The organism is Sulfurisphaera javensis (assembly GCF_041154675.1).
Taxonomy (GTDB): domain Archaea; phylum Thermoproteota; class Thermoprotei_A; order Sulfolobales; family Sulfolobaceae; genus Sulfurisphaera; species Sulfurisphaera javensis.
Genome location: NZ_AP031322.1, coordinates 1,320,515 through 1,343,014, shown reverse-complemented (window position 1 = coordinate 1,343,014; position 22,500 = coordinate 1,320,515). Strand labels below are relative to the sequence as shown.

Sequence of the window (22,500 nt, the reverse complement as noted above, 5' to 3'; positions counted from 1 at the left end):
TTTTAAAACAAATATAATGTGTATGCAGAGACGAAAGAATGTAAGGGAAAGAATGGAAAAGATAGTGTATATTCTAGACTATATGAGACAAGGGAATCCATTAGATAAACACCCCCAACATAAGAATAGGCCTGTTATGCAATTAGTTGGAACCGATTATTTTATGCTTATGGAGGCTGTACCTTTAACTCCTAATATTGATTTTCAAATAGAACAGAAGTTAGAACTAGATAATTCACCCATTAAAATTGATTTTCATATTACGTATGAGGATCTAACTACAGTAGCAAAAGACGAGTTAGTAAAAGTAGTAAGAAAAATAATTACAGAAGATAAATCATCTATATTTATTGATTTCTTTAACAAAGCTGAACCCTTAACTCTTAAATTGCATGCGTTAGAGCTTTTACCGGGTATTGGGAAAAAGACTTTGAGAATAATATTAGAGGAAAGAAAGAAGCAGCCATTTACAGATTTTAAAGATATTGAAACAAGGGTTGGTATAAAAGATGTCGTTGGAATTTTAACAGAGAGGATAATAAAAGAAATTCAAGGTGGAGAGAAGTACTACTTATTTGTCTATCCCTTGTTTGATGAGAAGAACAAAAAACTTGGAGAACATTCAGTTTACATAGGGTATTTAGAAAAGTTGGGCAAACAGAATGAGGCTGGGTCAACACTTTCTAGTCAATGAGGAAACTATAAAGAAATTTGTTTCTTATGTGGATTTATCTATAAGACCTTTAATTGAAATAGGTGGTGGAAAAGGAAATATAACTAAACACTTAAATCCTGACATCATAATAGAATTAGATGAACGATTTTCCAATTACCTTAAAAATCTAGTAATTGCTGATGCTAGGTATTTACCAGTTATAAGAGGTCAAATAGTTTCTTCTTTACCTTACTACATTACCTTTGATTTCTTTGAAGAAATCGTTAAATTAGACGGAATCAAAAGGTTAAGCCTAATTTTGCAACTTGATTTTATTAAAAAAGTTGTAAATGAGCCTACTTACATCTCTTATTTGTTAAATTATTACTTTAAAATAGAGATAAAAGATGTCTTACCTCCTTGGTTTTTTAAACCTAGACCAAAAGTCTTCTCCTCGATAGTAATCTTTCAAAGGATAAGGACTAACACAAATAAAGTCAATGAGTTATTAAAATGCATAAGTAGATATAGAAATAAGAAAATTGTTAACGCTTTAGAATTATGTGGTGCTACAAATATTAAAAATAAAGATATTTTTAACAAAAGAGTGAGAGACTATAAGCCGTGTCAAGTTTTAGAATTATTAAGTTTAATAAATACAAATTATGTATAAATGATGAAACTTACGAACCTTCTGATGATACTGAATTACTTTTAGATATATTAAGAGTAAATAAAGGGGAAATTGTCATAGACGTAGGTAGTGGAAGTGGCATTTTAGGACTTCACTCTCTTTCGTTAGGAGCTAAAGAAGTGTTTTTTGTAGATATAAACCCTTATGCAACAGAAGCTACTCTTTGTACATTAAAAATGTACTCTTTTACGAATTATCATGTTATAAATTGTGACCTTATAAATTGTATCAGAGACTTCGAGTTCGATATAGCTATATTTAATCCTCCCTATTTACCTTATGAGGAATATGATAAATGGATAGGATATAGCTGGTCAGGCGGAAAAAGTGGAGTAGATATTTTAGTTAAATTTTTACACATGATTAAAGCAAAAAGAGTTTACACTTTGTATTCCTCTCTCGGAGATGAGGAGTATTTAATGAGTGTGATAAAAAAATTAAAGTTTAGAATAGTATCAAAAAAAGAAAGAACTATAGGATTCGAAACTCTTACGGCATTGGAGATCTACAATGATAAGATTAGTAATAGTTGAACCTGAAGGCTCATATAATGTTGGTTTCATATCAAGATTAGCCAAAAATTTTCTAGTTGATGAATTATATATAGTTAATCCCCATTGTGACTTAGAAGAAGCAAAGAGGTTTTCTGCTAAAGGAATAGAGTACCTTGAAAGAGCTAAAATTGTTAATAGTTTTGATGAGGCAATAAAAGATGTTGATCTGAAAATTGCCACCTCAAGTATTGCAGATAATAGGGGTGATATTCTCAGAAAATCTATTAGACCATGGGAATTACCTAAATTAATAGAAGGGAAAAGAATAGCTTTAATTTTTGGAAGAGAAAGCGTAGGTCTAACTAGAGAGGAAATAGCTAAATCTGATTTACTCTTATTTATCCCAGGGAATCCAGAGTATCCAGTGCTTAATCTTTCTCATGCAGTAGGAATAGTGCTTTATGAGATTTGGAAAAGTAAAGGAGAAAATAGGCCAACAGTAAGCAGCGAGTCAATATCTTTGATAGATAAATATTCGAGAGATTTAGTTAATTTAATTAAAAATAATGAAGAAGATGAAGCAATGTATATAGCTTTGAAAAGGGCTTTAATAAAAGGAGTATTAGATGAGGAAGAAGCAAGGACAGTTATTAGATTGCTGAGAAAACTTTACGTTAAATTAACAAAGAAATTTGAGTAGTGAACTTTTTATAAAAGTATGTAGTAAGTTGATTAGCATGTCGTCAAAGACAGCGATTAAGGACAAGTGGAAGTTAAAGAAATGGTTTACTATATTAGCTCCAAAAACGTTCGGAGAAGTAGTCTTAGGAACAACACCAGCATATGATTCAAATCAAGCTTTAAATAGAAAAGTCGAGACAACGCTTTATGATTTAACTGGGGATTATAGTTTAGTCTACGTTCATTTATATTTCAAAATAGTTGGTATTGAAGGGGATAGATTAGTAACTAGATTCGCTGGCCATGAATTATCTAGAGATTATATTAGATCATTAGTTAGGAGAAAGAGCTCTAAAATTGATGCAATTACTGACGTTACTACAAAAGATGGATACCTCATTAGAGTAAAAGGGTTAGCATTAACTACATATAGGGCTCATGTATCTCAAAAGACTGAGATTAGAAAAATAATATGGGATATATTATCAAAAAAGGCTTCAGAAAGTTCATTTGATGAATTTGTACAAGATGTTGTATTTGGTAAACTTTCTAATGATATATTCCAACAAGCAAAGAAAATATACCCATTAAGAAAAGTAGAAATAGAAAAAACTAAAGTATTAAAAACTCCATCGTAACTTATTTTTATTAAGATCCTTTATTAATTAAAGTTAGTATAGTTTATGTAGTAGAAATAATAGGGAATATTATAGTTTTTAGATCCAATAGAATAAGTAACGTTAGAATATAACATGTATACATGATAAATATATGTGTTAGTCAATCCAGTTAGACCTATTACCGAACTATATACTTCTGTATTTGAGGTAAATGGCACTATACTAATATATGGCGATACAACTAAAGTAACCCATGTAGGAACTTCTCCTATTGGTAATGCACTTATAATAAGACCAACTGGTACTGAACCACCTATATAACCTTCACATGTCGCAAACTCTAAGTTATATGTATTGTAAGTCCATGAGCCACAGTGAACAGAACCTATGTATGTTTCGTTGTTAGAAATATCCTCAAAATATTTTAATGGTGTTAAAGTAGGTAAAGGTGAATTTACAGTATATAATGCTGGAACGTAATTTGAATTGCTACCATTTATTTCTAAACCGGTTAAAAACACTTCAGTAACAGTATAATTCCAACCTCCAAATCCATATCCTACACAACAGTAAACAGTATAATTTACTACAGCAAATTGACCACATGTAAATATTTCAGCAAATTGGGATTGTACTTCCTTACCATATTGGACTTCAGAATTTACTCTTATATTACTACTTTGTGTGGTTATAGATACACCATTAACGCCTATATTTATTGCACCTAAAACTGTAATTCCAAAAGAGATCTCAAAACCACTGCTAGTTGCAGACTGCTCAGTTAGCTCTATATCCCCTTCATAGTCACAAAAGTTTGAATCTGTTATGTACACTACTGATAATGGTAATGGACCGAAGCTATTGCTTGATGGATAATACCATATAGCATCTAATTGTGAACCTATTTCAAATGAGGGATAAGGAGACGTATAAGTTGGTGGTACAGTAGTAGTGGTCGTAGTTACCGTGTTTGCCATAACTGATTTATTATTTTTGTTTACATGTTTACGTACATGGGCTATTGGGTTTATAAATTCTTTTATTTCAACCTTTCCTATTCCATGTGTTATGTTATAAGGTGACACTCTAATTGAAAATGGTTGAGTATAAACTACTATACTCCCATTACTTTCATTTACATAATACGATACAAAACCTATTAATGAGGGTACTACTGAATAACCATAATGCTTAATCCAGTGTTTTGCGTAAGTTGTTAAGTTAGAGAGAGGAATTATTAAACATTTTAAGTTATTTCCTTGGAAAATTTTGGTTATAACAGTGCCATTACTTGTAGGATAGAATGCATATAATGACACTGAAACATTTCTTATAAACTGCAAACCTTTAGCAAAATAAACCTTTATAACTGGAGGATCCAAATATTTACTAATCACTAAATCAATTTCTGGATAATATAATAAGGAAATCATTACAATGAAAGAAACTAATAGAGCTAACATAATAAGAATACCTTTTCTTCTCATCATTACCACTCTTAAATTAAACTATTAAATTACTAGCTTATATTTTTTTGATGTTATTGATTATTATAAATAAAAATGAAAACTTATTTTTTTAAGTAAACTAAAAAGAAGTTGACTTAAGCGTTAGTATTTCCGGAAAGTTTTAAATTGTCTTAGGTGTTGAAAATGAAGAGAATAGGCTAAAAACTTATAGGACTTAGTAGTGATTATTTAAACTTTTTAATTAATTATTAGCCTTTAGACTTTATCATTACCAAAAACCAATTATCGTTATATAAGAAAACCTAGCTATAAAATGACACCTAATTTGAAGAGTAACTATTCACGTCTTTACAAGATTAATAAGAGCTACAGAGTATGCAAAATGCATAATTCATAAGAAACACAATCTATGGCTTCAGTTTATATAATGCTGTTTGATATCCTATCATAATGAAAGCTTTCATATTTGCAGCTGGCGCTGGAGAAAGATTAGAGCCTATAACACATACTAGACCTAAAGTTTTTGTTCCTATTCTCTCTAAACCTCTTATTAAATATCACATTGAATATTTACATAAATGCGGGATTAAGGATATTACTATAGTTATATCGCCTAAACATAAAGAATATTTTGAAAAACACTTATCTAACGTTAGTTTTGTTACTCAACAAGAAGACTTAAAAGGTACTGGTGCTGCTTTGAAGTCAACAAAGTTTGATGATGAAGCTCTTATAATTTACGGTGATGTATTTATTCCTAGCGAAGATATTATATGTAAATTTTTACTGCAAAAAGATAACGCTATACTAGGAGTAAAAGTAGAGAATCCTAAAGAATATGGAGTCTTAGTTACAAACAATGAGGGAAATCTAACGGAAATAATTGAAAAACCAGAAAATCCGCCTTCAAATCTCATTAATGGGGGAATCTACAAATTGTCTTCAGATATTTTTTCTTATCTAGATAAAACCAAAGTCTCAGAAAGAGGAGAATTAGAACTTACTGACGCATTAACTCTTATGGCAAAAGAGAGAACAATAAAAGTTATACAATATGAAGGCTTTTGGTATGATATTGGTAGACCTTGGAACATTATAGATGTTAATAAATGGGCTTTAGATAACCTAGAATTTAGTAAAAATCTAGGAAACGTGGAAGATAATGTAAAAATTAAAGGAAAAGCCATAATAGAAGAGGATGTTGAGATAAAATCCGGTACATACATAGAAGGACCGGTATATATTGGAAGGAAAAGTGAAATTGGGCCTAATTCTTACATAAGACCTTATACAGTACTCACTGAAAAAGTAAAAGTTGGTGCATCAGTTGAAATTAAGGAAAGCGTGATAATGGAAGGATCTAAAGTACCTCACTTAAGTTATGTAGGTGATTCTGTAATCGCTGAAGATGTAAATCTTGGTGCAGGCACATTAATTGCAAATCTTAGGTTTGATGAGAAAGATGTTAAGGTTAATATAAAGGGAAAAAGAGTTAGCAGTGGAAGGAAAAAATTAGGAGCATTTATTGGAGGTCACGTAAGGACTGGAATTAACGTGACAATTTTGCCCGGGATAAAAATAGGAGCCTATGCAAGAATTTACCCTGGTGCAGTAGTTAATAGAGATGTAGGTTATGGAGAGTTCTTCAAGGCCTAGCAGTTGAAGATACAATCTTAATCACATCGCCATCTTGAAGTTCATACTCTTCACCTACTCTCACTTTTTTCTTCACGTTTATAGCAAAGAGAAATCCTTTAGCTAACTCTGAATGTATCACACTAGCTAAATCCTTGGGCGTGGAACCTTTTTTTATTAATATAGCATCCGGCAATACATTACCATTATGGTCAGTTAACTTTTTCTCGTCTTCTACTGGATACACAACAATCATTGATAAGGCCCCAAACACTGCCATATTCAATGCCTCTTGTACTCCAGTACTTCCATAAATATCAAGAACATTTTTCTTTATATAATCTAATGCCTCCTTTTGTTTTCCACTTAATTCTTTAAGGATCTTAAATTCTTTTTCTCCGGGAATATATTCTATTAAACCAGCCTTGCTTGCCTTCCTAAGAGCTAATTCGGCTTCAGCACTGGTTGGGACAATATATTTATATTTATTCTTCATTTTTTCTATAAACTTCTTGGCCTCCGGAATGTCAGCTTTGTTTGCTGCAATAATTATTGGCTTTGAAATTTCTCTTAATTTTTTTGAAAACATTCTTAAATCTTCTTCAGTCCATTGCATTAGTTTTAAATTTTCTAGTTTAGTCTCTCTAAGTGTTTCTATTATATGATATTTATTAATAGACAAACCAGAGAGTTTTGCTAACAATTCATCTATTGGATCTTTACTTGAAAGGTCAACAGTTCTCGCAAATTTAGACCAATCTTTACTGATAATTGAGTAGAACCACTCTTCTATTTCCTTTTCTATAAAAGCTACATCCTCTTCGGGATCTCTATTTCCTGGAGGTACTGGTACACCTTCTTCATTTGTAGAACCGCTAGCGTCAATTACATGAATAAGAACATCTGCTTTTCTTAAATCATCTAGAAACTTATTGCCTAAACCTCTTCCCTCATGTGCTCCAGGGATTAATCCAGCTACATCCACTAATTTCACTGGAATAAATCTATAATCTCCCATACATATCGAATTTCTTGGATTACACTTTACACCTAATTCTACATGAACACATTTTTTCTTAACGTAAGCTATGCCTACGTTGGGCTCTATAGTAACGAAGGGTCTATTCGCTATAGGTACGTCTATTAATGTTGCAGCAGAGAAAAACGTACTTTTGCCTACATTAGTTTTTCCAATTAATCCTATTGTTATCATTCATGATAAAGTAGAGAAACACATTTATTAAGTAGTTGCTCATTTAAACATTAGAAGAATAATGGCAACATCAATGTATAGTTATATAGAACAAACTTGGCAATCTGACGAGTATAAAAAGTTACTTAGACAAAAGTTGATTCAATGGAGAAAAGAGCCAGCTATTATAAGATTAGAGAAACCAACTAGACTTAACCGAGCTAGATCTATAGGGTATAAGGCAAAACAAGGATTTGTAGTTGTAAGGGTTAGAGTAAGAAGAGGAGGAATGAATAAACCGAGACCTAATAGTGGTAGAAGACCAAAAAGAATGGGAGTTTATGGTTATTCCCCAGCTAAAGGCTATAGATGGATAGCTGAAGAAAGAGCTGCCAGAAAGTTCCCTAACTTAGAAGTTCTTGGAAGCTATTATGTAGGAGAAGATGGAATGTATAAGTACTATGAAATCATAATGGTAGATCCAAATCATCCAGTAATTAAATCAGATCCTAATCTTAAATGGTTACAGGATCCAGCAAATAGGAGAAGGGTGTTTAGAGGTCTAACATCAGCTGGAAAGAAAGCAAGAGGATTACTTAAAAGTAGAGGACTTAAAGGAACAGTACAACATAAATGGAAGAAAAAACAGAAAGAGAGGGAACAAAAGAAGAGACACGAAGCTAGTAAGTACTATAGGCTTCAAAACTTTGATAAAATACCAGGGAAATGAAACTCTCAAGTTTATCTATAACGATATTTTGTCATGAAACAGAGAACAGAGATAAGATAATATTAGCGTTATCAGATTTTTTCGGAACTCTTCTTAATTCATCTGAGATTCATGAGACTAAGGCTGAAGGACATTATGGTAATAAAATAGAAATAATTGAGTACAGAATTTCTGGTAAAATCGCTAATGAGATGGCTAATAAAGTGTTTAACTCTTTTGATTATGCTGATTTAATATTGTTACTTTCTACTTTAGATGAAAGAATGGAAGGGAATAAACTGCATTTAAGAATAGATAAACAAAGGTTAATTGCAGAGAAAAAAATTAGTCTTAAAGATGGTGATGATATAATAAAAATAGTTATGAGTTTTAAAGGGAAAATATCTGATGAACTTAAAGAAGAGCTGAAAAGAATTGCTTCTGGAGCCATGCGTTCTTAACTCAAACCTTTATTATTTTCTTAAGAAGGTTGGTTATGATTATTTTTTATCAGAAGATAATCTAATGGGGCCTAGAAGATTTAGTATATTAGCAAAGAACTCAAAGAGTATTACAAATTTTTTAAAATCAAATCCTAAAGGTTTTATTTTCGTAAAACCAATGAGTATTGACGCATTAAAGTATTCTATTATAAACGACAAAATAACTGGAATAATTCTTGCACAAGATAATATTCATTTATTTAAGAAAACTATGCTAAACTTAATTAGACAATATGACAAACCAGTAGAAGTACAACTACGTAATTTTAACTCGTATGTGATAAGGAAACTTGTGACATGGTCGTATAAGTGGATCTCAACCCCAATTTTATCGTCTTGTGCAAGAACCTTTAACGAAATTTGGCCTCCTTTATCTAAAATTGATTTACTTGTTGTACATGGAGCTGATGAAGAAGAGGCTATAGGATGGATTTATTTCTTACCACAAAAGCTATTCTCAAGAAATGAACATATTTAACATTATAGTAATCATTTGGCTATCAATTTTAAGCGTCTTAGTAATCTTCTCTTATAGAACTAAAATCATCTATATAAAAAAAATAAAGAATAAAAGAGATATAAGAACTAAAAGATATATAATTTTCGATATAATAAGCGAAGATAACTTCGAGTTAAAAGATCTTGAAAACGCCATTAGATTATCAGTAAAAGAGTTAGGAGGAAAGCTTTGGTTAGATATTTCAAATCCAAAAGTCATTTTGATTTATGAAAATCATGGGATAATATCAACTAATAGAGCTGGATACAAAATAGTTATTGCTAGCTTACCTTTAGTAAAAAATATAGGAAATAAAGAAATTCTTTTAGTTCCAAGAAGGACTACAGGAAGTTTAAAAAGGGCTAAAAGACTAATAGGAATTAAGTGATGATGCCGCTCCAGTCTGTATTATGATGAACACGCGACGAGCTGATAACACTTTTTAACACTTATTATATCTACAGATATTGGGAGAACAAATTTGGCATTCGGACCAGCAGCAATGGGATATGATAGAGCTATAACAATATTCTCACCAGATGGTTCATTGTACCAAGTTGATTACGCCTTTGAGGCGGTCAAAAAGGGTTGGACAACATTAGGTGTAAAAACAAAATCTGGAGTAGTTCTTATAGGAGAAAAAAGGAAAGCAACACAACTACTAGATATTGACAGTATTGAAAAAGTCTTTATCTTAGACGATCACGTAGGATGTAGTTTTGCTGGTTTGGCTTCAGATGGGAGAGTCTTAATAGATTATGCTAGATCACAAGCATTACAACATAGGTTAATTTATGATGAACCAATCAACATTGACTACCTTACAAAGGTAGTTTCTGATGTAAAACAAATGTATACACAACATGGCGGTGTAAGACCTTTTGGCGTAGCCTTAATCATAGGGGGAATTGACAGAGGTAAAGTGCCTAAATTATTAATGACTGAACCAAGTGGTCAATTTATGCCATATTACGCTGTTGCAATAGGTCAGGGAGGATATACTGCAACAGAATTCTTTGAGAAAAACTATAGGGAGGACTTAAACATGCAAGATACCATACTTCTGGGGATTAGAGCGTTAGCATCAACTCTTAAACCAGGAGAAAAACTTGGTCCTTCAAATATTGAAGTTGGTTATGCAGATGTTGATTCTGGTATGTTTAGAAAAATGAGCTTCTCTGAGAGAGCTGAAATTCTACAAAAATTATGATTGGGGTGAAAATTATTTCATGACGAAAAAAGAAGAATATGTTATTGCTAGATATGAGCATGGTGGTGAAAGATTTGAAATACTAGTTAAACCAAAAGAGGCAAGTGAGTTAAAGAGCGGTAAAAGTATAAGTTTATCTGATGTTGTAGTATCTGATGAAATATATAAAGATGTGAAGAAGGGTCTAAAAGCCTCTCCTTCTGCTTTAAAGAAAGTTTTTGGAACTACAGACTTTGAAGAAATTGCACGACAAATAATACTAAAAGGAGAAATCCAAGTTACTGCTGAGCAAAGGAAAGAAATGATAGAGAATAAAAAGAAACAGATAATTGATTACATATCACGAAACGCAATTGATCCTAAGACTCATTTACCTATACCAAGAACTAGAATCGAAATGGCGATGGAACAAGCAAGAGTTCAGATAGATCCAAACAAAGACATTGAAGGACAAGCAATGCAAATAATTAAGGAAATTACAAAAATAATTCCAATTAAGGTTGCTAAAGCGTTAATGGAGATAAAAGTTGATCCAAAGTATAGTGCGAGAGTAAAATCACAACTTCATAACTTAGGCGAAGTAAAGAAGACTAATTGGTTAGGCGATGGAACTTTGATAGCGGAAATAGAAATACCTGCAGGAATGCAACAAGAAGTTATAGATAAGCTTAATTCTTTGACAAAAGGAGAAGTGGAAGTGAAAATACTTCAAGTAAAGTGAGATGAGATGTCTGCTAATAAGATATATTTTGAAGACAGAAGCATAGTGACTCCTGGTGACTTAATAGCAGAAGGAGACTTTCAAATACCTTGGTCACCTTATTATTATAAGATAGGGAATAAATACTACTCAGCAATAACTGGTTTGATAGAAGTTAAAGAAAATTTATTTGAAATAGTTCCTTTAGAAGGACATAGATATTTTCCAAAAATAGGAGATACTGTAATTGGTCTCGTTGAGGATATAGAGATTTATGGATGGATATTAGACATAAAATCTCCTTATTCAGCATACCTTCCTGCGTCAACTTTTCTAGGAAGACCTGTAACGCCAGGGGAAGATTTGCGTAGATATTTAAATATTGGTGACTACGTGATTGCAAAAATAGAAACTTATGATAGAACCATTAACCCAATCCTATCTATTAAAGGAAAAGGACTTGGAAGAATCGCAAATGGCATTGTAATAGATATACCACCTATAAAAGTCCCTAGAGTTATTGGAAAAAATAAGAGTATGTTAGATACTTTAACTAATGAAACCGGGTGCGAAATTTTAGTTGCCCAGAACGGAAGAATTCATGCTAATTGCGCAACTAAGACAATAGAGGAAGTGTTAATTGAGGCTATTCAAATAATAGAAAGAGAATCCCACATTAAAGGTCTAACGGAAAAAATAAGAAAGTTTCTGAAAGAAAAATTGGGTGAGATTAAAAATGATTCAACTGCAAAAACCGAAGCTAATACTTGATAACGGACTAAGATTAGACGGAAGAAGACCCGATGAAATGAGACCAATAAGAATAGAATTAGGTGTCTTAAAAAATGCTGACGGTTCTGCAATTTTTGAAATGGGAAACACTAAAGTCATAGCAGCAGTCTATGGACCTAAAGAAATGCATCCTAGACATTTAGCTTTGCCAGATAGAGCAGTTCTTAGAGTTCGTTATCACATGACACCGTTTTCCACAGATGAGAGAAAAAATCCAGCTCCCAGTAGAAGAGAAATTGAGCTTTCAAAGGTAATTAGAGAAGCTTTAGAGTCAACAATTTTAGTAGAGTTATTTCCAAGGACTGTTATAGATATCTTTATGGAGGTACTACAAGCTGATGCTGGAACAAGATTAGTCTCTTTGATGGCTGCATCGATGGCGCTCGCTGATGCTGGTATTCCAATGAGAGATTTAATAGCAGGTGTAGCTGTAGGCAAAGCTGATGGTGTTTTAGTCTTAGATTTAAATGAACCAGAAGATATGTGGGGTGAAGCAGATATGCCAATTGCCATGATGCCATCCTTAAAGCAAGTAGCTTTATTGCAATTAAATGGAAATATGACACCACAAGAGTTTAGACAAGGATTAGAAATGGCCCAAAAAGGTATTGAGACAATATATAACCTTGAAAAGGAAGCAATAAGGAGCAAATACGCAGAATATAAGGAGGAATAAGTATGTCCATTACCCCATCTAATCAGAACATTATGTCGTTGCTCAAGAAAGAAAGTATACTAAATTCTTTGGAGAGAGGCATCAGATTAGACGGAAGAAAGAACATTGATTACAGACCTTTGTCAATAACGTTAAATTATGCTAAGAAAGCTGAGGGATCTGCTTTAGTAAAGCTAGGAGATACAATGGTATTAGCAGGGGTTAAGTTAGAAGAAGAAGAACCTTTTCCAGATACTCCTAATCAAGGAAATTTAATTGTAAATGTTGAGCTTCTTCCACTAGCTTATGAAACTTTTGAACCAGGGCCACCAGATGAGAATGCAATTGAACTAGCCAGAGTTGTGGATAGAAGTCTTAGAGATTCTAAAGCTGTAGACCTTTCTAGGTTAGTCATTGCACCAGGTAAAAAAGTTTGGACTGCATGGGTTGATGTTTATGTTTTAGATTATGGCGGAAATGTATTGGATGCTTGTACATTAGCTGCAGTGGCCGCACTATATAATACCAAGCTTCCTAAAGTTGAAATTGAAGGGGAAAATATAAAGATTTTAAAAGAAGAAAAAACAGATATAACTCCAATAAATTATCCAGTAGCAACTGTGACTGTGGCAAAGATTGGAAAATTCTTAGTTGTTGACCCCAACCTTGATGAGGAAAGTATTGCTGATGTAAAGATTTCATTCTCATATACTCCAGATGGAAGAATAGTAGGTATGCAAAAGAGTAACTTTGGTAGTTTAAGCTTGCAAGAGGTTGATAATGCAGAAAGCTTAGCAAGAGCAGCCTCACAAAAATTGTTCGAAGAGCTTAAAAAGCAAATTATTATGTAATTATGGTGATTGAAAATGGGAAAAGTCACTGGAATTGATGGCAGGTTTGGCGCTAGATATGGTTCATCTGTTAGGAAAAAATGGAAAGAAATAATGGAAAAAAGATATCAGGATCATCAGTGCCCAGTGTGTAAAACTACTGGTAAAGTAGTAAGAATCGCTTCTGGTGTATGGTATTGTAAAAAGTGTGGTGCTAAGTGGGCAGGACTTGCTTATACCCCATATTGAGGTTGTTTTTACTTCTAGTCGTGATGCGCCTTTAAGAGTTAGAACTTTTTTAAATGAATTAACTTATATTTTTCCTAATTCTATCAAGATAAATAGAGGTAGACAAAGTTTAAATGAAATTATTTCTAAATCAATTTATCTTAGAGCTAAATATTTAATTCTTATTAATATTAGAAAAGGTAACCCTGGAAGATTTAAAGTATACGATTTAACGAATAGAACAGTAAAGTATAATTTCATAATATATGGTGTGACTTTACTTACAGAATTAAAATTACCTAGAACTATTATAAAAAGAGGTTGTATAGGAAGAATTGAAGAAGAATCCATCAAAAATATGCTAATAGATTTAGGATATTTATATCTGGAAAATTGCGATGCTTATGCAAACGGAGAATATTTAGAAAACTCTTCTATATATGAATTGAAATTCACGAAAGATAACAAAATTTTAGGTCCTATTATAAGATTTTTACTGTATGATAGAAATAAAAATTTTAATTGATGCTAATAATGAGGAAAAAGATATAATATTTAATTCTATATTGCTTGAAAATATTGATAATAAATCGGTTAGTATAAACAAAGAAAAGGCTGAAATTGTGATAAGAGCTAATACATTAAACAAGGGAAGAGCTATAATGAACTCTTATATATCTTGGATATACACAATAATGGAGACAATAAAAAAGGTGAGTAAAAATGACAGAAAGAATTCCTCCTGAATTACAAACACAATTAGTAAAGTTACAACAGTTACAAGATCAGCTTAATAGGCTTTTAACTGAAAAGAATGTTATCGATAGCGAACTTAGAGAAGTTAATAAGATACTTCAAGAATTATCTCAACTACCTGCAGGAACCACTGTATATAAAATAGTAGGCAATTTGTTAGTTAAAACAGACAAAGAGACAATTCAGAAAGAATTGGATGATAGAAAAGAAATATTAGAATTAAGATCTAGAACATATCAAAAACAAGAAAATCTATTGAGAACTCAACTAGAAGATTTACAAAAGAAAGTAAATGAACTCATAGCCAAATATTATCCCCAAAGCGGAGGAGCTGTAAAGGCATAACATTTTTTGAACCAAGCATTTTTAATAAGATTCTACGAAATCTATTATTTGATGCTTAGAATTTACGCTGATTATCGTGAAAAGAACAGCGGAGTACCAGATATAATTAAGGAATTAGGTGCATTGGTAATTTTTGATAACCTATCTGTGGGAGACTACATTATATCTGATAACATAGCAATAGAGAGAAAGAGTGTAGAAGATTTTGTTAGTTCAGTTTTTGATAAAAGATTTTTTGACCAACTAAGAAGATTAAGCGAAGCCTATTCTAAACCATTTATTTTAATAGAGGGTGATACTGAAAAAATTAGAAAGATTACCTCAAAATGGAAGGCAATAAATGCAGCTCTAATATCAGCTATAGTGGAATTTGATTTAAGAGTTATCTACTCTAGCAATAGAAGGGAGTCAGCAGAAATTATTTATAAAATTGCTGAGAAAAGTTCTATACAAGCAAAGAGAAGTCTAAATTTACATGAGAAACCTAAATTCGAGAATTTAAGAGAAATACAATTATATGTAGTTGAAGCTTTTCCTCAAATAGGAAGTAAATTAGCTGAAAGGCTATTAGAAAGATTTGGAAGTATAGAAAAGATTTGTAGTGCAAGTGTATCAGAGTTAGAAAAGGTTTTAGAAAGCAGGAAAAAAGCAGAAGAAATATATAAAGTAATTCATACTTCTTATTCTACTAATAAAACTAGTAATGAGAAAAATAACAAGACTTCATTACTTGATTTCCTAGAGCCTAAATGAGACTACAGCTTTCTTCTTTTCAGCTTTCCAATCTACACTAACTGGTGGTAAACCAGATTTGCTTCTTAAATAGTTGAATGCGGAAAGCGCTGCCTTTACGCCCTCAGCAGCAGCTACTACTGCTTGCTTATAAGGCGTATTTGTTACATCACCAGCAGCAAAAATTCCCTCCATACTTGTCCTACCTAGCTCATCCACTATAATCTCTCCTTTTTCATTTAATTTCACTAAATCTCTTAGAAAATCTGTACGTAAAATATATCCCATTTCTATGATTATTCCATCAACATTAAGAGTTATTTCTTCTTTTGTTTTTATATTTTGAATAACTACTCCCTCCACTTTGGAATTTCCAATAATTTTAGTAACTCTATATCCTAAGAACATTTTAATATTAGGATTTGATAAAAGGGATTTTATTGTAGCTTCATCTTCGCTGACTAGTTGCTGAGATAATGATACATAATATGCTGGTTTAGCATATCTTGAAAGAAGTTCTATCGCTTCAACCCCCGGTTCTCCTTCTCCAACCACAACAGCTGGTTTATCCTTAAAGAAAGCAGCATCACAAATTGCACAGTAAGATACTCCTCTACCTTTAAGCTCTTTTTCGCCTGGAACGTTAAGTTCTCTAGGAGTTTTTCCGAAAGCTAAAATTACAGTTCTAGCTATATACTCTCCTAGTATTCCTTTTAACTTGAAAAGATCTCCTTCTTTATGTATTTCATTGATCTCTTCACCATAAACAAACTTTGCTCCAAATCTCTTAGCTTGGTTTTCAACTTTCCTTATTAAACCCAATCCACCAATTGAATCTACTGCTGGATAATTTTCTATCAAGTCTGTTAACGTTAGCTGCCCTCCTAAATCTTTAGCTACAACCAGTGTTTTCATCCTTTGTCTTGAAGCGTATAATGCTGCACTTAATCCAGCGATTCCAGCTCCAACAATTACGACGTCATATATTTCATTATTAACAAATTCTTGTTGCATATTTACTTATTTTAATTCTTATGATAAAAAGTTATTTTTATAAATGCTAATGCTCTTATAAAAAGGACTACGGATATCCATTACACTTTAATATTCTGAAGTTAAGTTACTAAATACAAAATGGTGATTTAAACCTTGCCTCGATATAAGACAGTTGAGCAAGTTCTTAGCTTAATGAAAGATATTACTAGAGTTAGAAATATAGGAATAATTGCACATGTAGATCACGGAAAAACCACTACAAGTGATACATTACTAGCCGCTGCAGGAATAATTTCACAGAAAGTAGCTGGTGAAGCATTAGCCTTAGATTACCTTTCAGTAGAACAGCAAAGAGGTATAACTGTAAAAGCAGCAAATATAAGCTTGTACCATGAAATTGAAGGGAAAGGTTACGTAATCAACTTAATTGATACACCTGGTCACGTTGACTTTAGCGGAAGAGTAACAAGAAGCCTTAGAATATTAGATGGCTCAATAGTTGTTGTTGATGCCGTAGAAGGAGTTATGACACAAACAGAAACAGTTCTAAGGCAAAGCTTAGAAGAAAGAGTAAGGCCAATTCTTTTCATAAATAAAGTAGATAGATTAGTTAAAGAATTAAAACTTAGTCCACAAGAAGTACAGAAAAAATTAATTGATATGATTATGGAAATTAACAATCTAATAGAGATGTATGCTGAACCAGAATATAAAGAAGCTTGGAGGATTAGACCAGAACTAGGAAACGTTGTGTTTGGATCGGCCAAAGACAAATGGGGATTTAGCGTACCAATCGCACAAAAGAAAGGTATAAAGTTCAGTGATGTGGTTAATGCGTATTCAAGTGGTGATAAATCTAAAGTCGAAGAATTAGCTAATAGAGCTCCTATACATGAAGCATTATTAGAAACAGTAATCAAATTTGTACCTAATCCAAAAGAAGCTCAGAAATATAGAATTCCAAAAATCTGGAAGGGAGATTTAGATAGTGATATCGCTAAAGCTATGATGAATGCAGATCCCAATGGTCCTATAGTACTTATGATCAGTGATATGAAAGTTGATCCTCACGCTGGTTTAGTAGCTACTGGCAGAGTCTTCTCTGGTACATTAAGAGCTGGTGAAGAAATTTGGTTAGTTAATGCTAAAAGGCAACAAAGAGTGTTACAAGTTAGCCTTTACATGGGGCCAACTAGAGAATTAGCTGAAGAAATCCCTGCTGGTAACATAGCTGCTGCTTTGGGACTAGATCAAGCTAGATCTGGAGAGACTGCAATTGACGTTAAATATAAGGATGCAAATGTGGGATCCTTCGAGTCTTTACATTATGTTTCAGAACCAGTTGTAACTATATCAGTTGAGCCAAAGAATCCTAAAGATCTTAACAAAATGATTGATGCTTTAAGGAAGTTAAGTATTGAAGATCCTAACTTATTAGTCAAAATTAATGAAGAAACTGGTGAATATTTACTTTCTGGAATGGGATTCTTACACTTAGAAGTATCTTTACAATTGCTCAAAGAGAATTACGGTGTTGATGTAGTAACATCTCCACCAATTGTTGTTTATAGAGAAAGTATAAGAACAAAAAGCCAAGTATTTGAAGGAAAATCACCCAATAAGCATAACAAATTATACATTAGTGTTGAACCATTAAATGAACAAACAATAGAACTGATAGCAAATGGTACTGTTAGAGAAGACATGGACTCTAAAGAAATGGCTAGAATACTTAAGGATCAGGCAGACTGGGACTACGATGAGGCTAAGAAAATAATAGCAATCGATGAAAACATAAATGTCTTTGTCAATGCAACTAGCGGTGTGCAACACTTAAGGGAAGTCATGGATACTATACTTCAAGGATTTAGATTAGCAATGAAAGAAGGACCATTAGCTCATGAACCTATTAGAGGATTGAAAGTTGTTCTACATGACGCTGTTATACATGAAGATCCTGCACATAGAGGTCCAGCCCAATTATATCCTGCAGTTAGAAACGCTATATTTGCAGGTTTCTTAACGTCAAAGCCAACATTACTTGAGCCATTACAAAAATTGGATATTAGAGTTCCTATGGACTTCGTTGGAAACGTGACTGGCGTTATAACTAGAAAAAGAGGTAAAATACTTAATATGACTCAAATGGGAAGCATCGCAAGGATCACTGCTGAGATTCCAGTTTCAGAATCGTTTGAACTTGCGAGCGAACTTAGAGCAGCTAGTGCTGGAAGAGCTTTCTGGGGGACTGAGTTTAGTAGATGGGCCCCAATTCCAGATAGCTTATTAGTTGATGCTATAATGAAGATAAGAGAGAGAAAAGGATTACCTAAGGAATTACCAAAAGTAGAAGATTTCTTAGCGTGAATTTCATGGAAGAGTTTAATATTTTTAAGGATGTTAAGGCTATATTTTTTGATTTTGATAATACTTTAGTTTCTTTTGATAAGCTTTCTAACGAAGCTTTAGTTAAAGTTGCTGAAGATATTTTAAATTTTATCGAGGAGAATTATCCTAATGTTAACACAACAAAAGAGGAGTTGACGAAAAATCTTATTGAGATTTCAAAGAAACTTGATGAGGAAGGAATTTACGATAGAAGAGTATGGTGGGAAGAATTACTAAAGAGATATAATATAAATGCTGAGATGGAAGATTTATATGAATGGACTCAAATATATTGGAGTATTGCTGGAAATAATACTCCTTATGAAGATAGTTTAGACGCAATAGAGTATCTGAAAAGAAAGGGTTTCAAATTAGGTATAATAACTAATAGTGATGGCGAGTGGGGAGACAAAAGACAAAGACTAAATAAGTTCCCGCTAATCTCGTATTTTGATGTGATTACTATAAGTGGAGAAAATAATATTAAACCTAAACCAAATGTACAACCTTTTATCTTATCTTGTGAGAAACTTAATCTTTCAGTTAGCCAATGTCTTATGGTAGGGGATGATCCAATTAAAGATTGCTTAGCTGCTAAAAAAGCCGGACTCTATTCAATCTTAGTAGATAGAGAAGGAAAAGTAAAGTTTGCAGAATTATATGCTGATTTTGTAATTCAAAACTTAAAACAGCTAGAAGAGATTTTTTAGAACCTTAATATATTCTTTAGTTGTTTCTCTTTGTAAATAAGATAGATATTTATCAAACAATTCTTGACATTCACTACTTTCACAATTGTTTTTAATTTCATCAAAATCTTCTATTGCTATAGCAGTAGAATATGCTTTTTTAAGACCTACTAATTTATAAAACTCACACGCTTCCATTAGGCCACTATTAAGCTCTAACACGCTTCCATAAAATTTTAGAAGTTCATTATACTTTCCCTTTTCTATTAAATTAAATGCTAAGGTTTTTATCTCAATTGGAAGAGGTAAATTAAAAATATTGTTTATAAGTTCATATTTGTTAATTTGAATATCTGTTGCCAAGAATTTATTTAATTTGTGAATTATTTCATCAAAATTTTCTTTTTCATCGATTATATCTCTTTCCGAGTGATAATAATAGTAATTTATATCAGAAACAGAAATAGTTGGAATTCCGAGTTTCAAAAAGTTATAAGAATCTGTATAAGGTGAAGGACTTGAAATGTTATTTTCAAAATATTTTAATAGACCGGGTGTAACAAAATATTGAGGATTAGTAGTTAGATTGTCTAAACTAATAGTAATTAAAGGAGAAATGTTACTCTCCCTTACAAAGGCGTGAGAACCGCATGCCCATGAAAAACTACTGAAATAACATCCACTTTCTTCTGCTGTAAAGGAAACTAAATGTAATTCGTATTTACTACTTAATTCTGGTAAGATAACAACTGAAATAAGGTTATCATGCTCGCCGGAGAACCAGTGATCGTGATGTGCAGTTACGTAAATACTTTCATTTGTTTTTCCAGGGATTATACCCTCTATGGTGTAACCTATGGATGGAGTAAATGAAGTCTTTAAATAAAATCGACATTTCCCATGAATCTTATTCACATCTCTTGATCTTACATAGAAAGCTGGTATACTTGGTGGTTTTTGAGGTAAGTGAGATAATAGTTTGCCATCTTTTATGACAATTTTTCTAAAATAATCATCCATAGTAAATATTGATATTACGTCAGTATTTTTATAATATTTATTTACTTCTAATATATTATTTACTTTTATTACTTTATAATCATTTGTTTCAATATCTATTGATGGAGAATAAGGAAAGGATATAGCGTCTATCTTTTTTCCATCACATTCTATTTCTATTTCATTTTCCTTCCAATTTAAGACTTCTTGAGGATATATGTAAATATCTATTTTCTTCTCCTCAAAGTATGCTTTTATTTTGTCTACAACAAACTTTTCTTTCTTATCACCAGCAATTAGTTCTCCATACTTTGATAACTCTTTTACTTTGTTTGTTAAATTCATAATATGGACTACATAACTGATATCATAAATCTTGTTTTCCCATATGATGGTATATATGAGGTTATCCTTGGAACAAATGGAGAAAAACCAAACTTAGCACCTATAGGAATCATAAAAAGTGGAAATGTGCTAAAATCAAAGATATATAGAAATACAATTACATTTTCTAATTTACTAAAATTTCCAAAATGTAGCATAAATATAGTTAGTGATTCCAATTTGTTCTTTAATGCCTTCTTCGATGAGTTAAAACCTAATACTTTTCTTGAAGATTTACCAATAATAAATCAAGGATATACATTACTAGCAAATTGTTATTACGAAAAACTAGATGATCCTTCATATTTCTTTTATAAAATTTATTTTTATAGAAAAAATAGCGATATTTACCCAGCCTTTAATAGAGGAAATTCTATGCTAATAGACTTATTAGTTCACTTCTCTAGGCTTGATATTTATACTAAAGAAGATCTTGAAAAATATTTACCTATTATCAAGTATGAAATCGAAATAATAAGAAAAACAATGCCTAATAGTTTTAAAAATGTTGAAAAATTAATAGATTTGCTTACACAGAAAGGGTTAAAAATTTAAACAATTTAAAACCTATCATGGCCTTTACTGTAGCACTAATACAAGGAGATGGTGTAGGTCCTGAAATTGTATCTAAATCTAAGAGAATATTAGCAAAAATAAATGAACTTTACTCGTTACCAATTGAATATATTGAAGTAGAAGCAGGTGATAGAGCTTTAGCTAGATTTGGTGAAGCATTACCAAAGGAGAGCTTAAAAGTTATTGATAAAGCAGATATAATTCTAAAAGGTCCAGTTGGCGAATCAGCGGCTGATGTAGTAGTTAAATTAAGGCAAATGTATGATATGTATGCCAATATTAGGCCAGCAAAATCCCTGCCTGGAATTGATACTAAATATGGCAATGTTGACATTTTAATAGTAAGAGAGAACACTGAAGATCTGTATAAGGGCTTTGAATATGTTGTAACAGATGGTGTGGCAGTAGGAATGAAAGTTATTACAAGGTTTGCTTCGGAGAGAATAGCAAAAGTAGGTTTAAATTTCGCATTAAGAAGACGTAAAAAAGTAACTTGTGTTCATAAGGCTAATGTAATGAGAATAACGGACGGTTTATTTGCCGAAGCTTGTAGATCAGTACTTAAGGGAAAAGTTGATTATTCAGAAATGTATGTTGATGCTGCAGCAGCAAATTTAGTGAGAAATCCGCAAATGTTCGATGTTATTGTAACTGAGAATGTATATGGTGATATATTAAGTGATGAGGCAAGTCAAATTGCTGGGAGTTTAGGCATAGCTCCATCAGCAAACATTGGTGATAAAAAGGCATTATTTGAACCAGTTCATGGTGCAGCTTTTGACATTGCGGGTAAAAATATTGTTAATCCTACTGCATTCTTGCTCTCTGTGAGTTTAATGTATGAAAGAATGTACGAACTTTCTAATGATGATAGATATTTGAAAGCATCAAGAGCATTAGAAAACGCAATTTATTTAGTATATAAGGAGAAGAAGGCATTAACGCCAGATGTTGGAGGCAATTCAACTACTGACGATATTATAAACGAAATTTACAATAAGATAAGTTAAAAGGTTTTTAAACCTCAGCTTTATGTATTAATAAGGTGGTCTAAATTATCTTATCCTAC

At 32.1% G+C, this 22,500-nt stretch carries 28 protein-coding genes; 24 read left to right on the top strand and 4 right to left on the bottom strand.

The features are described 5' to 3' along the window. Positions 1-22 precede the first annotated feature (22 nt). From ACAM25_RS07420 to ACAM25_RS07400, 5 genes are read left to right on the top strand one after another with little or no spacing between them, the layout of a single operon-like run. Positions 23-694 (top strand): DUF655 domain-containing protein, encoded by a 672-nt coding sequence (locus tag ACAM25_RS07420; RefSeq protein ID WP_369609105.1) that lies wholly within the window; start codon positions 23-25, stop codon positions 692-694. After that, positions 663-1,328, top strand: a complete 666-nt coding sequence (locus ACAM25_RS07415; protein ID WP_369609104.1) for a 16S ribosomal RNA methyltransferase A — start codon at positions 663-665, stop codon at positions 1,326-1,328. The genes ACAM25_RS07420 and ACAM25_RS07415 overlap by 32 nt, the downstream gene beginning before the upstream one ends. Beyond that, positions 1,280-1,882 (top strand): HemK2/MTQ2 family protein methyltransferase, encoded by a 603-nt coding sequence (locus ACAM25_RS07410; RefSeq protein WP_369609103.1) that lies wholly within the window; start codon positions 1,280-1,282, stop codon positions 1,880-1,882. The genes ACAM25_RS07415 and ACAM25_RS07410 overlap by 49 nt, the downstream gene beginning before the upstream one ends. Then, positions 1,860-2,543, top strand: a complete 684-nt coding sequence (gene trmJ / locus ACAM25_RS07405; RefSeq protein ID WP_369609102.1) for a tRNA (cytidine-2'-O-)-methyltransferase TrmJ — start codon at positions 1,860-1,862, stop codon at positions 2,541-2,543. The genes ACAM25_RS07410 and trmJ overlap by 23 nt, the downstream gene beginning before the upstream one ends. A gap of 37 nt (positions 2,544-2,580) precedes the next feature. Beyond that, positions 2,581-3,162, top strand: a complete 582-nt coding sequence (locus ACAM25_RS07400; RefSeq protein WP_369609101.1) for a 30S ribosomal protein S3ae — start codon at positions 2,581-2,583, stop codon at positions 3,160-3,162. Positions 3,163-3,185: 23 nt separating this feature from the next. Here the strand turns inward: ACAM25_RS07400 and ACAM25_RS07395 are convergent, their stop codons facing one another. Further along, positions 3,186-4,631, bottom strand: a complete 1,446-nt coding sequence (locus tag ACAM25_RS07395; RefSeq protein WP_369609100.1) for a hypothetical protein — start codon at positions 4,629-4,631, stop codon at positions 3,186-3,188. A 432-nt stretch (positions 4,632-5,063) separates the two neighbouring features. Here ACAM25_RS07395 and spn point away from each other — a divergent pair, with 432 nt between their 5' ends. Continuing rightward, the gene (gene spn, locus ACAM25_RS07390; RefSeq protein WP_369609099.1) at positions 5,064-6,269 is read left to right on the top strand and encodes a bifunctional sugar-1-phosphate nucleotidylyltransferase/acetyltransferase; all 1,206 of its coding nucleotides are present in this window, start codon (positions 5,064-5,066) and stop codon (positions 6,267-6,269) included. Here the strand turns inward: spn and ACAM25_RS07385 are convergent. Then, positions 6,259-7,461 (bottom strand): redox-regulated ATPase YchF, encoded by a 1,203-nt coding sequence (locus tag ACAM25_RS07385; RefSeq protein ID WP_369609098.1) that lies wholly within the window; start codon positions 7,459-7,461, stop codon positions 6,259-6,261. The genes spn and ACAM25_RS07385 overlap by 11 nt on opposite strands. 61 nt (positions 7,462-7,522) lie before the next feature. Here ACAM25_RS07385 and ACAM25_RS07380 point away from each other — a divergent pair, with 61 nt between their 5' ends. From ACAM25_RS07380 to xpf, 14 genes are all read left to right on the top strand, one after another. Then, complete coding sequence (locus ACAM25_RS07380) at positions 7,523-8,170, top strand: 50S ribosomal protein L15e (RefSeq protein ID WP_369609097.1); 648 nt, start codon at positions 7,523-7,525, stop codon at positions 8,168-8,170. Next, entirely contained in the window at positions 8,167-8,610 is a 444-nt protein-coding gene (locus ACAM25_RS07375; RefSeq protein WP_369609096.1) for an RNA-binding domain-containing protein, read from the top strand. The genes ACAM25_RS07380 and ACAM25_RS07375 overlap by 4 nt, the downstream gene beginning before the upstream one ends. Continuing rightward, positions 8,585-9,130 carry an RNase P p30-like protein gene (locus ACAM25_RS07370; RefSeq protein WP_369609095.1) on the top strand — a complete coding sequence of 182 codons (546 nt, stop codon included), beginning with the start codon at positions 8,585-8,587 and terminating at the stop codon, positions 9,128-9,130. The genes ACAM25_RS07375 and ACAM25_RS07370 overlap by 26 nt, the downstream gene beginning before the upstream one ends. Continuing rightward, a complete protein-coding gene (locus ACAM25_RS07365) occupies positions 9,117-9,539 on the top strand; it encodes an Rpp14/Pop5 family protein (protein WP_369609094.1) in 423 nt (140 codons plus the stop codon). The genes ACAM25_RS07370 and ACAM25_RS07365 overlap by 14 nt, the downstream gene beginning before the upstream one ends. Positions 9,540-9,632: 93 nt before the next feature. Continuing rightward, positions 9,633-10,361 (top strand): archaeal proteasome endopeptidase complex subunit alpha, encoded by a 729-nt coding sequence (gene psmA / locus ACAM25_RS07360; RefSeq protein WP_369609093.1) that lies wholly within the window; start codon positions 9,633-9,635, stop codon positions 10,359-10,361. A gap of 19 nt (positions 10,362-10,380) precedes the next feature. Then, positions 10,381-11,082, top strand: a complete 702-nt coding sequence (locus ACAM25_RS07355) for a ribosome assembly factor SBDS (RefSeq protein WP_369609092.1) — start codon at positions 10,381-10,383, stop codon at positions 11,080-11,082. A gap of 6 nt (positions 11,083-11,088) precedes the next feature. Further along, entirely contained in the window at positions 11,089-11,832 is a 744-nt protein-coding gene (rrp4, locus tag ACAM25_RS07350) for an exosome complex RNA-binding protein Rrp4 (protein WP_369609091.1), read from the top strand. After that, on the top strand, positions 11,798-12,529 hold the full coding sequence (rrp41, locus tag ACAM25_RS07345; protein ID WP_369609090.1) for an exosome complex exonuclease Rrp41: 732 nt from the start codon (positions 11,798-11,800) through the stop codon (positions 12,527-12,529). Before rrp4 ends, rrp41 begins: the two co-directional genes overlap by 35 nt. A gap of 2 nt (positions 12,530-12,531) precedes the next feature. Then, entirely contained in the window at positions 12,532-13,359 is an 828-nt protein-coding gene (gene rrp42 / locus ACAM25_RS07340; RefSeq protein WP_369609089.1) for an exosome complex protein Rrp42, read from the top strand. Between the two features lie 15 nt (positions 13,360-13,374). Continuing rightward, positions 13,375-13,587 carry a 50S ribosomal protein L37ae gene (locus ACAM25_RS07335; RefSeq protein ID WP_369609088.1) on the top strand — a complete coding sequence of 71 codons (213 nt, stop codon included), beginning with the start codon at positions 13,375-13,377 and terminating at the stop codon, positions 13,585-13,587. Next, positions 13,568-14,092 carry a Brix domain-containing protein gene (locus ACAM25_RS07330; RefSeq protein WP_369609087.1) on the top strand — a complete coding sequence of 175 codons (525 nt, stop codon included), beginning with the start codon at positions 13,568-13,570 and terminating at the stop codon, positions 14,090-14,092. Before ACAM25_RS07335 ends, ACAM25_RS07330 begins: the two co-directional genes overlap by 20 nt. After that, on the top strand, positions 14,067-14,312 hold the full coding sequence (locus tag ACAM25_RS07325) for a KEOPS complex subunit Pcc1 (protein ID WP_369609086.1): 246 nt from the start codon (positions 14,067-14,069) through the stop codon (positions 14,310-14,312). The genes ACAM25_RS07330 and ACAM25_RS07325 overlap by 26 nt, the downstream gene beginning before the upstream one ends. Then, on the top strand, positions 14,290-14,667 hold the full coding sequence (locus tag ACAM25_RS07320) for a prefoldin subunit beta (RefSeq protein WP_369609085.1): 378 nt from the start codon (positions 14,290-14,292) through the stop codon (positions 14,665-14,667). Before ACAM25_RS07325 ends, ACAM25_RS07320 begins: the two co-directional genes overlap by 23 nt. A 48-nt stretch (positions 14,668-14,715) precedes the next feature. Beyond that, positions 14,716-15,420, top strand: coding sequence for a 3'-flap repair endonuclease Xpf (gene xpf / locus ACAM25_RS07315; RefSeq protein ID WP_369609084.1), 705 nt, complete (start codon positions 14,716-14,718; stop codon positions 15,418-15,420). On the opposite strand, the gene ACAM25_RS07310 is transcribed toward xpf, so the two are convergent. Continuing rightward, positions 15,406-16,413 (bottom strand): NAD(P)/FAD-dependent oxidoreductase, encoded by a 1,008-nt coding sequence (locus ACAM25_RS07310; RefSeq protein WP_369609083.1) that lies wholly within the window; start codon positions 16,411-16,413, stop codon positions 15,406-15,408. The two genes, xpf and ACAM25_RS07310, sit on opposite strands and share 15 nt — an antisense overlap. A 135-nt stretch (positions 16,414-16,548) precedes the next feature. Between ACAM25_RS07310 and ACAM25_RS07305 the strand changes: the two genes are divergently transcribed. Both ACAM25_RS07305 and ACAM25_RS07300 read left to right on the top strand, forming a co-directional pair. Continuing rightward, positions 16,549-18,762: an elongation factor EF-2 gene (locus ACAM25_RS07305; protein ID WP_369609082.1), complete on the top strand. Its 2,214-nt coding sequence runs from the start codon at positions 16,549-16,551 to the stop codon at positions 18,760-18,762. Positions 18,763-18,767: 5 nt separating this feature from the next. Then, the gene (locus tag ACAM25_RS07300) at positions 18,768-19,493 is read left to right on the top strand and encodes an HAD family hydrolase (RefSeq protein WP_369609081.1); all 726 of its coding nucleotides are present in this window, start codon (positions 18,768-18,770) and stop codon (positions 19,491-19,493) included. On the opposite strand, the gene ACAM25_RS07295 is transcribed toward ACAM25_RS07300, so the two are convergent. After that, positions 19,476-20,816 (bottom strand): M28 family peptidase, encoded by a 1,341-nt coding sequence (locus tag ACAM25_RS07295; protein ID WP_369609080.1) that lies wholly within the window; start codon positions 20,814-20,816, stop codon positions 19,476-19,478. The two genes, ACAM25_RS07300 and ACAM25_RS07295, sit on opposite strands and share 18 nt — an antisense overlap. Before the next feature lie 3 nt (positions 20,817-20,819). On the opposite strand from ACAM25_RS07295, the gene ACAM25_RS07290 reads away from it, so the two are divergent. Both ACAM25_RS07290 and leuB read left to right on the top strand, forming a co-directional pair. Then, positions 20,820-21,410, top strand: coding sequence for a DUF447 domain-containing protein (locus tag ACAM25_RS07290; protein ID WP_369609079.1), 591 nt, complete (start codon positions 20,820-20,822; stop codon positions 21,408-21,410). A gap of 17 nt (positions 21,411-21,427) precedes the next feature. After that, positions 21,428-22,441 (top strand): 3-isopropylmalate dehydrogenase, encoded by a 1,014-nt coding sequence (leuB, locus tag ACAM25_RS07285; RefSeq protein ID WP_369609078.1) that lies wholly within the window; start codon positions 21,428-21,430, stop codon positions 22,439-22,441. The last annotated feature ends 59 nt before the right edge of the window (positions 22,442-22,500 follow it).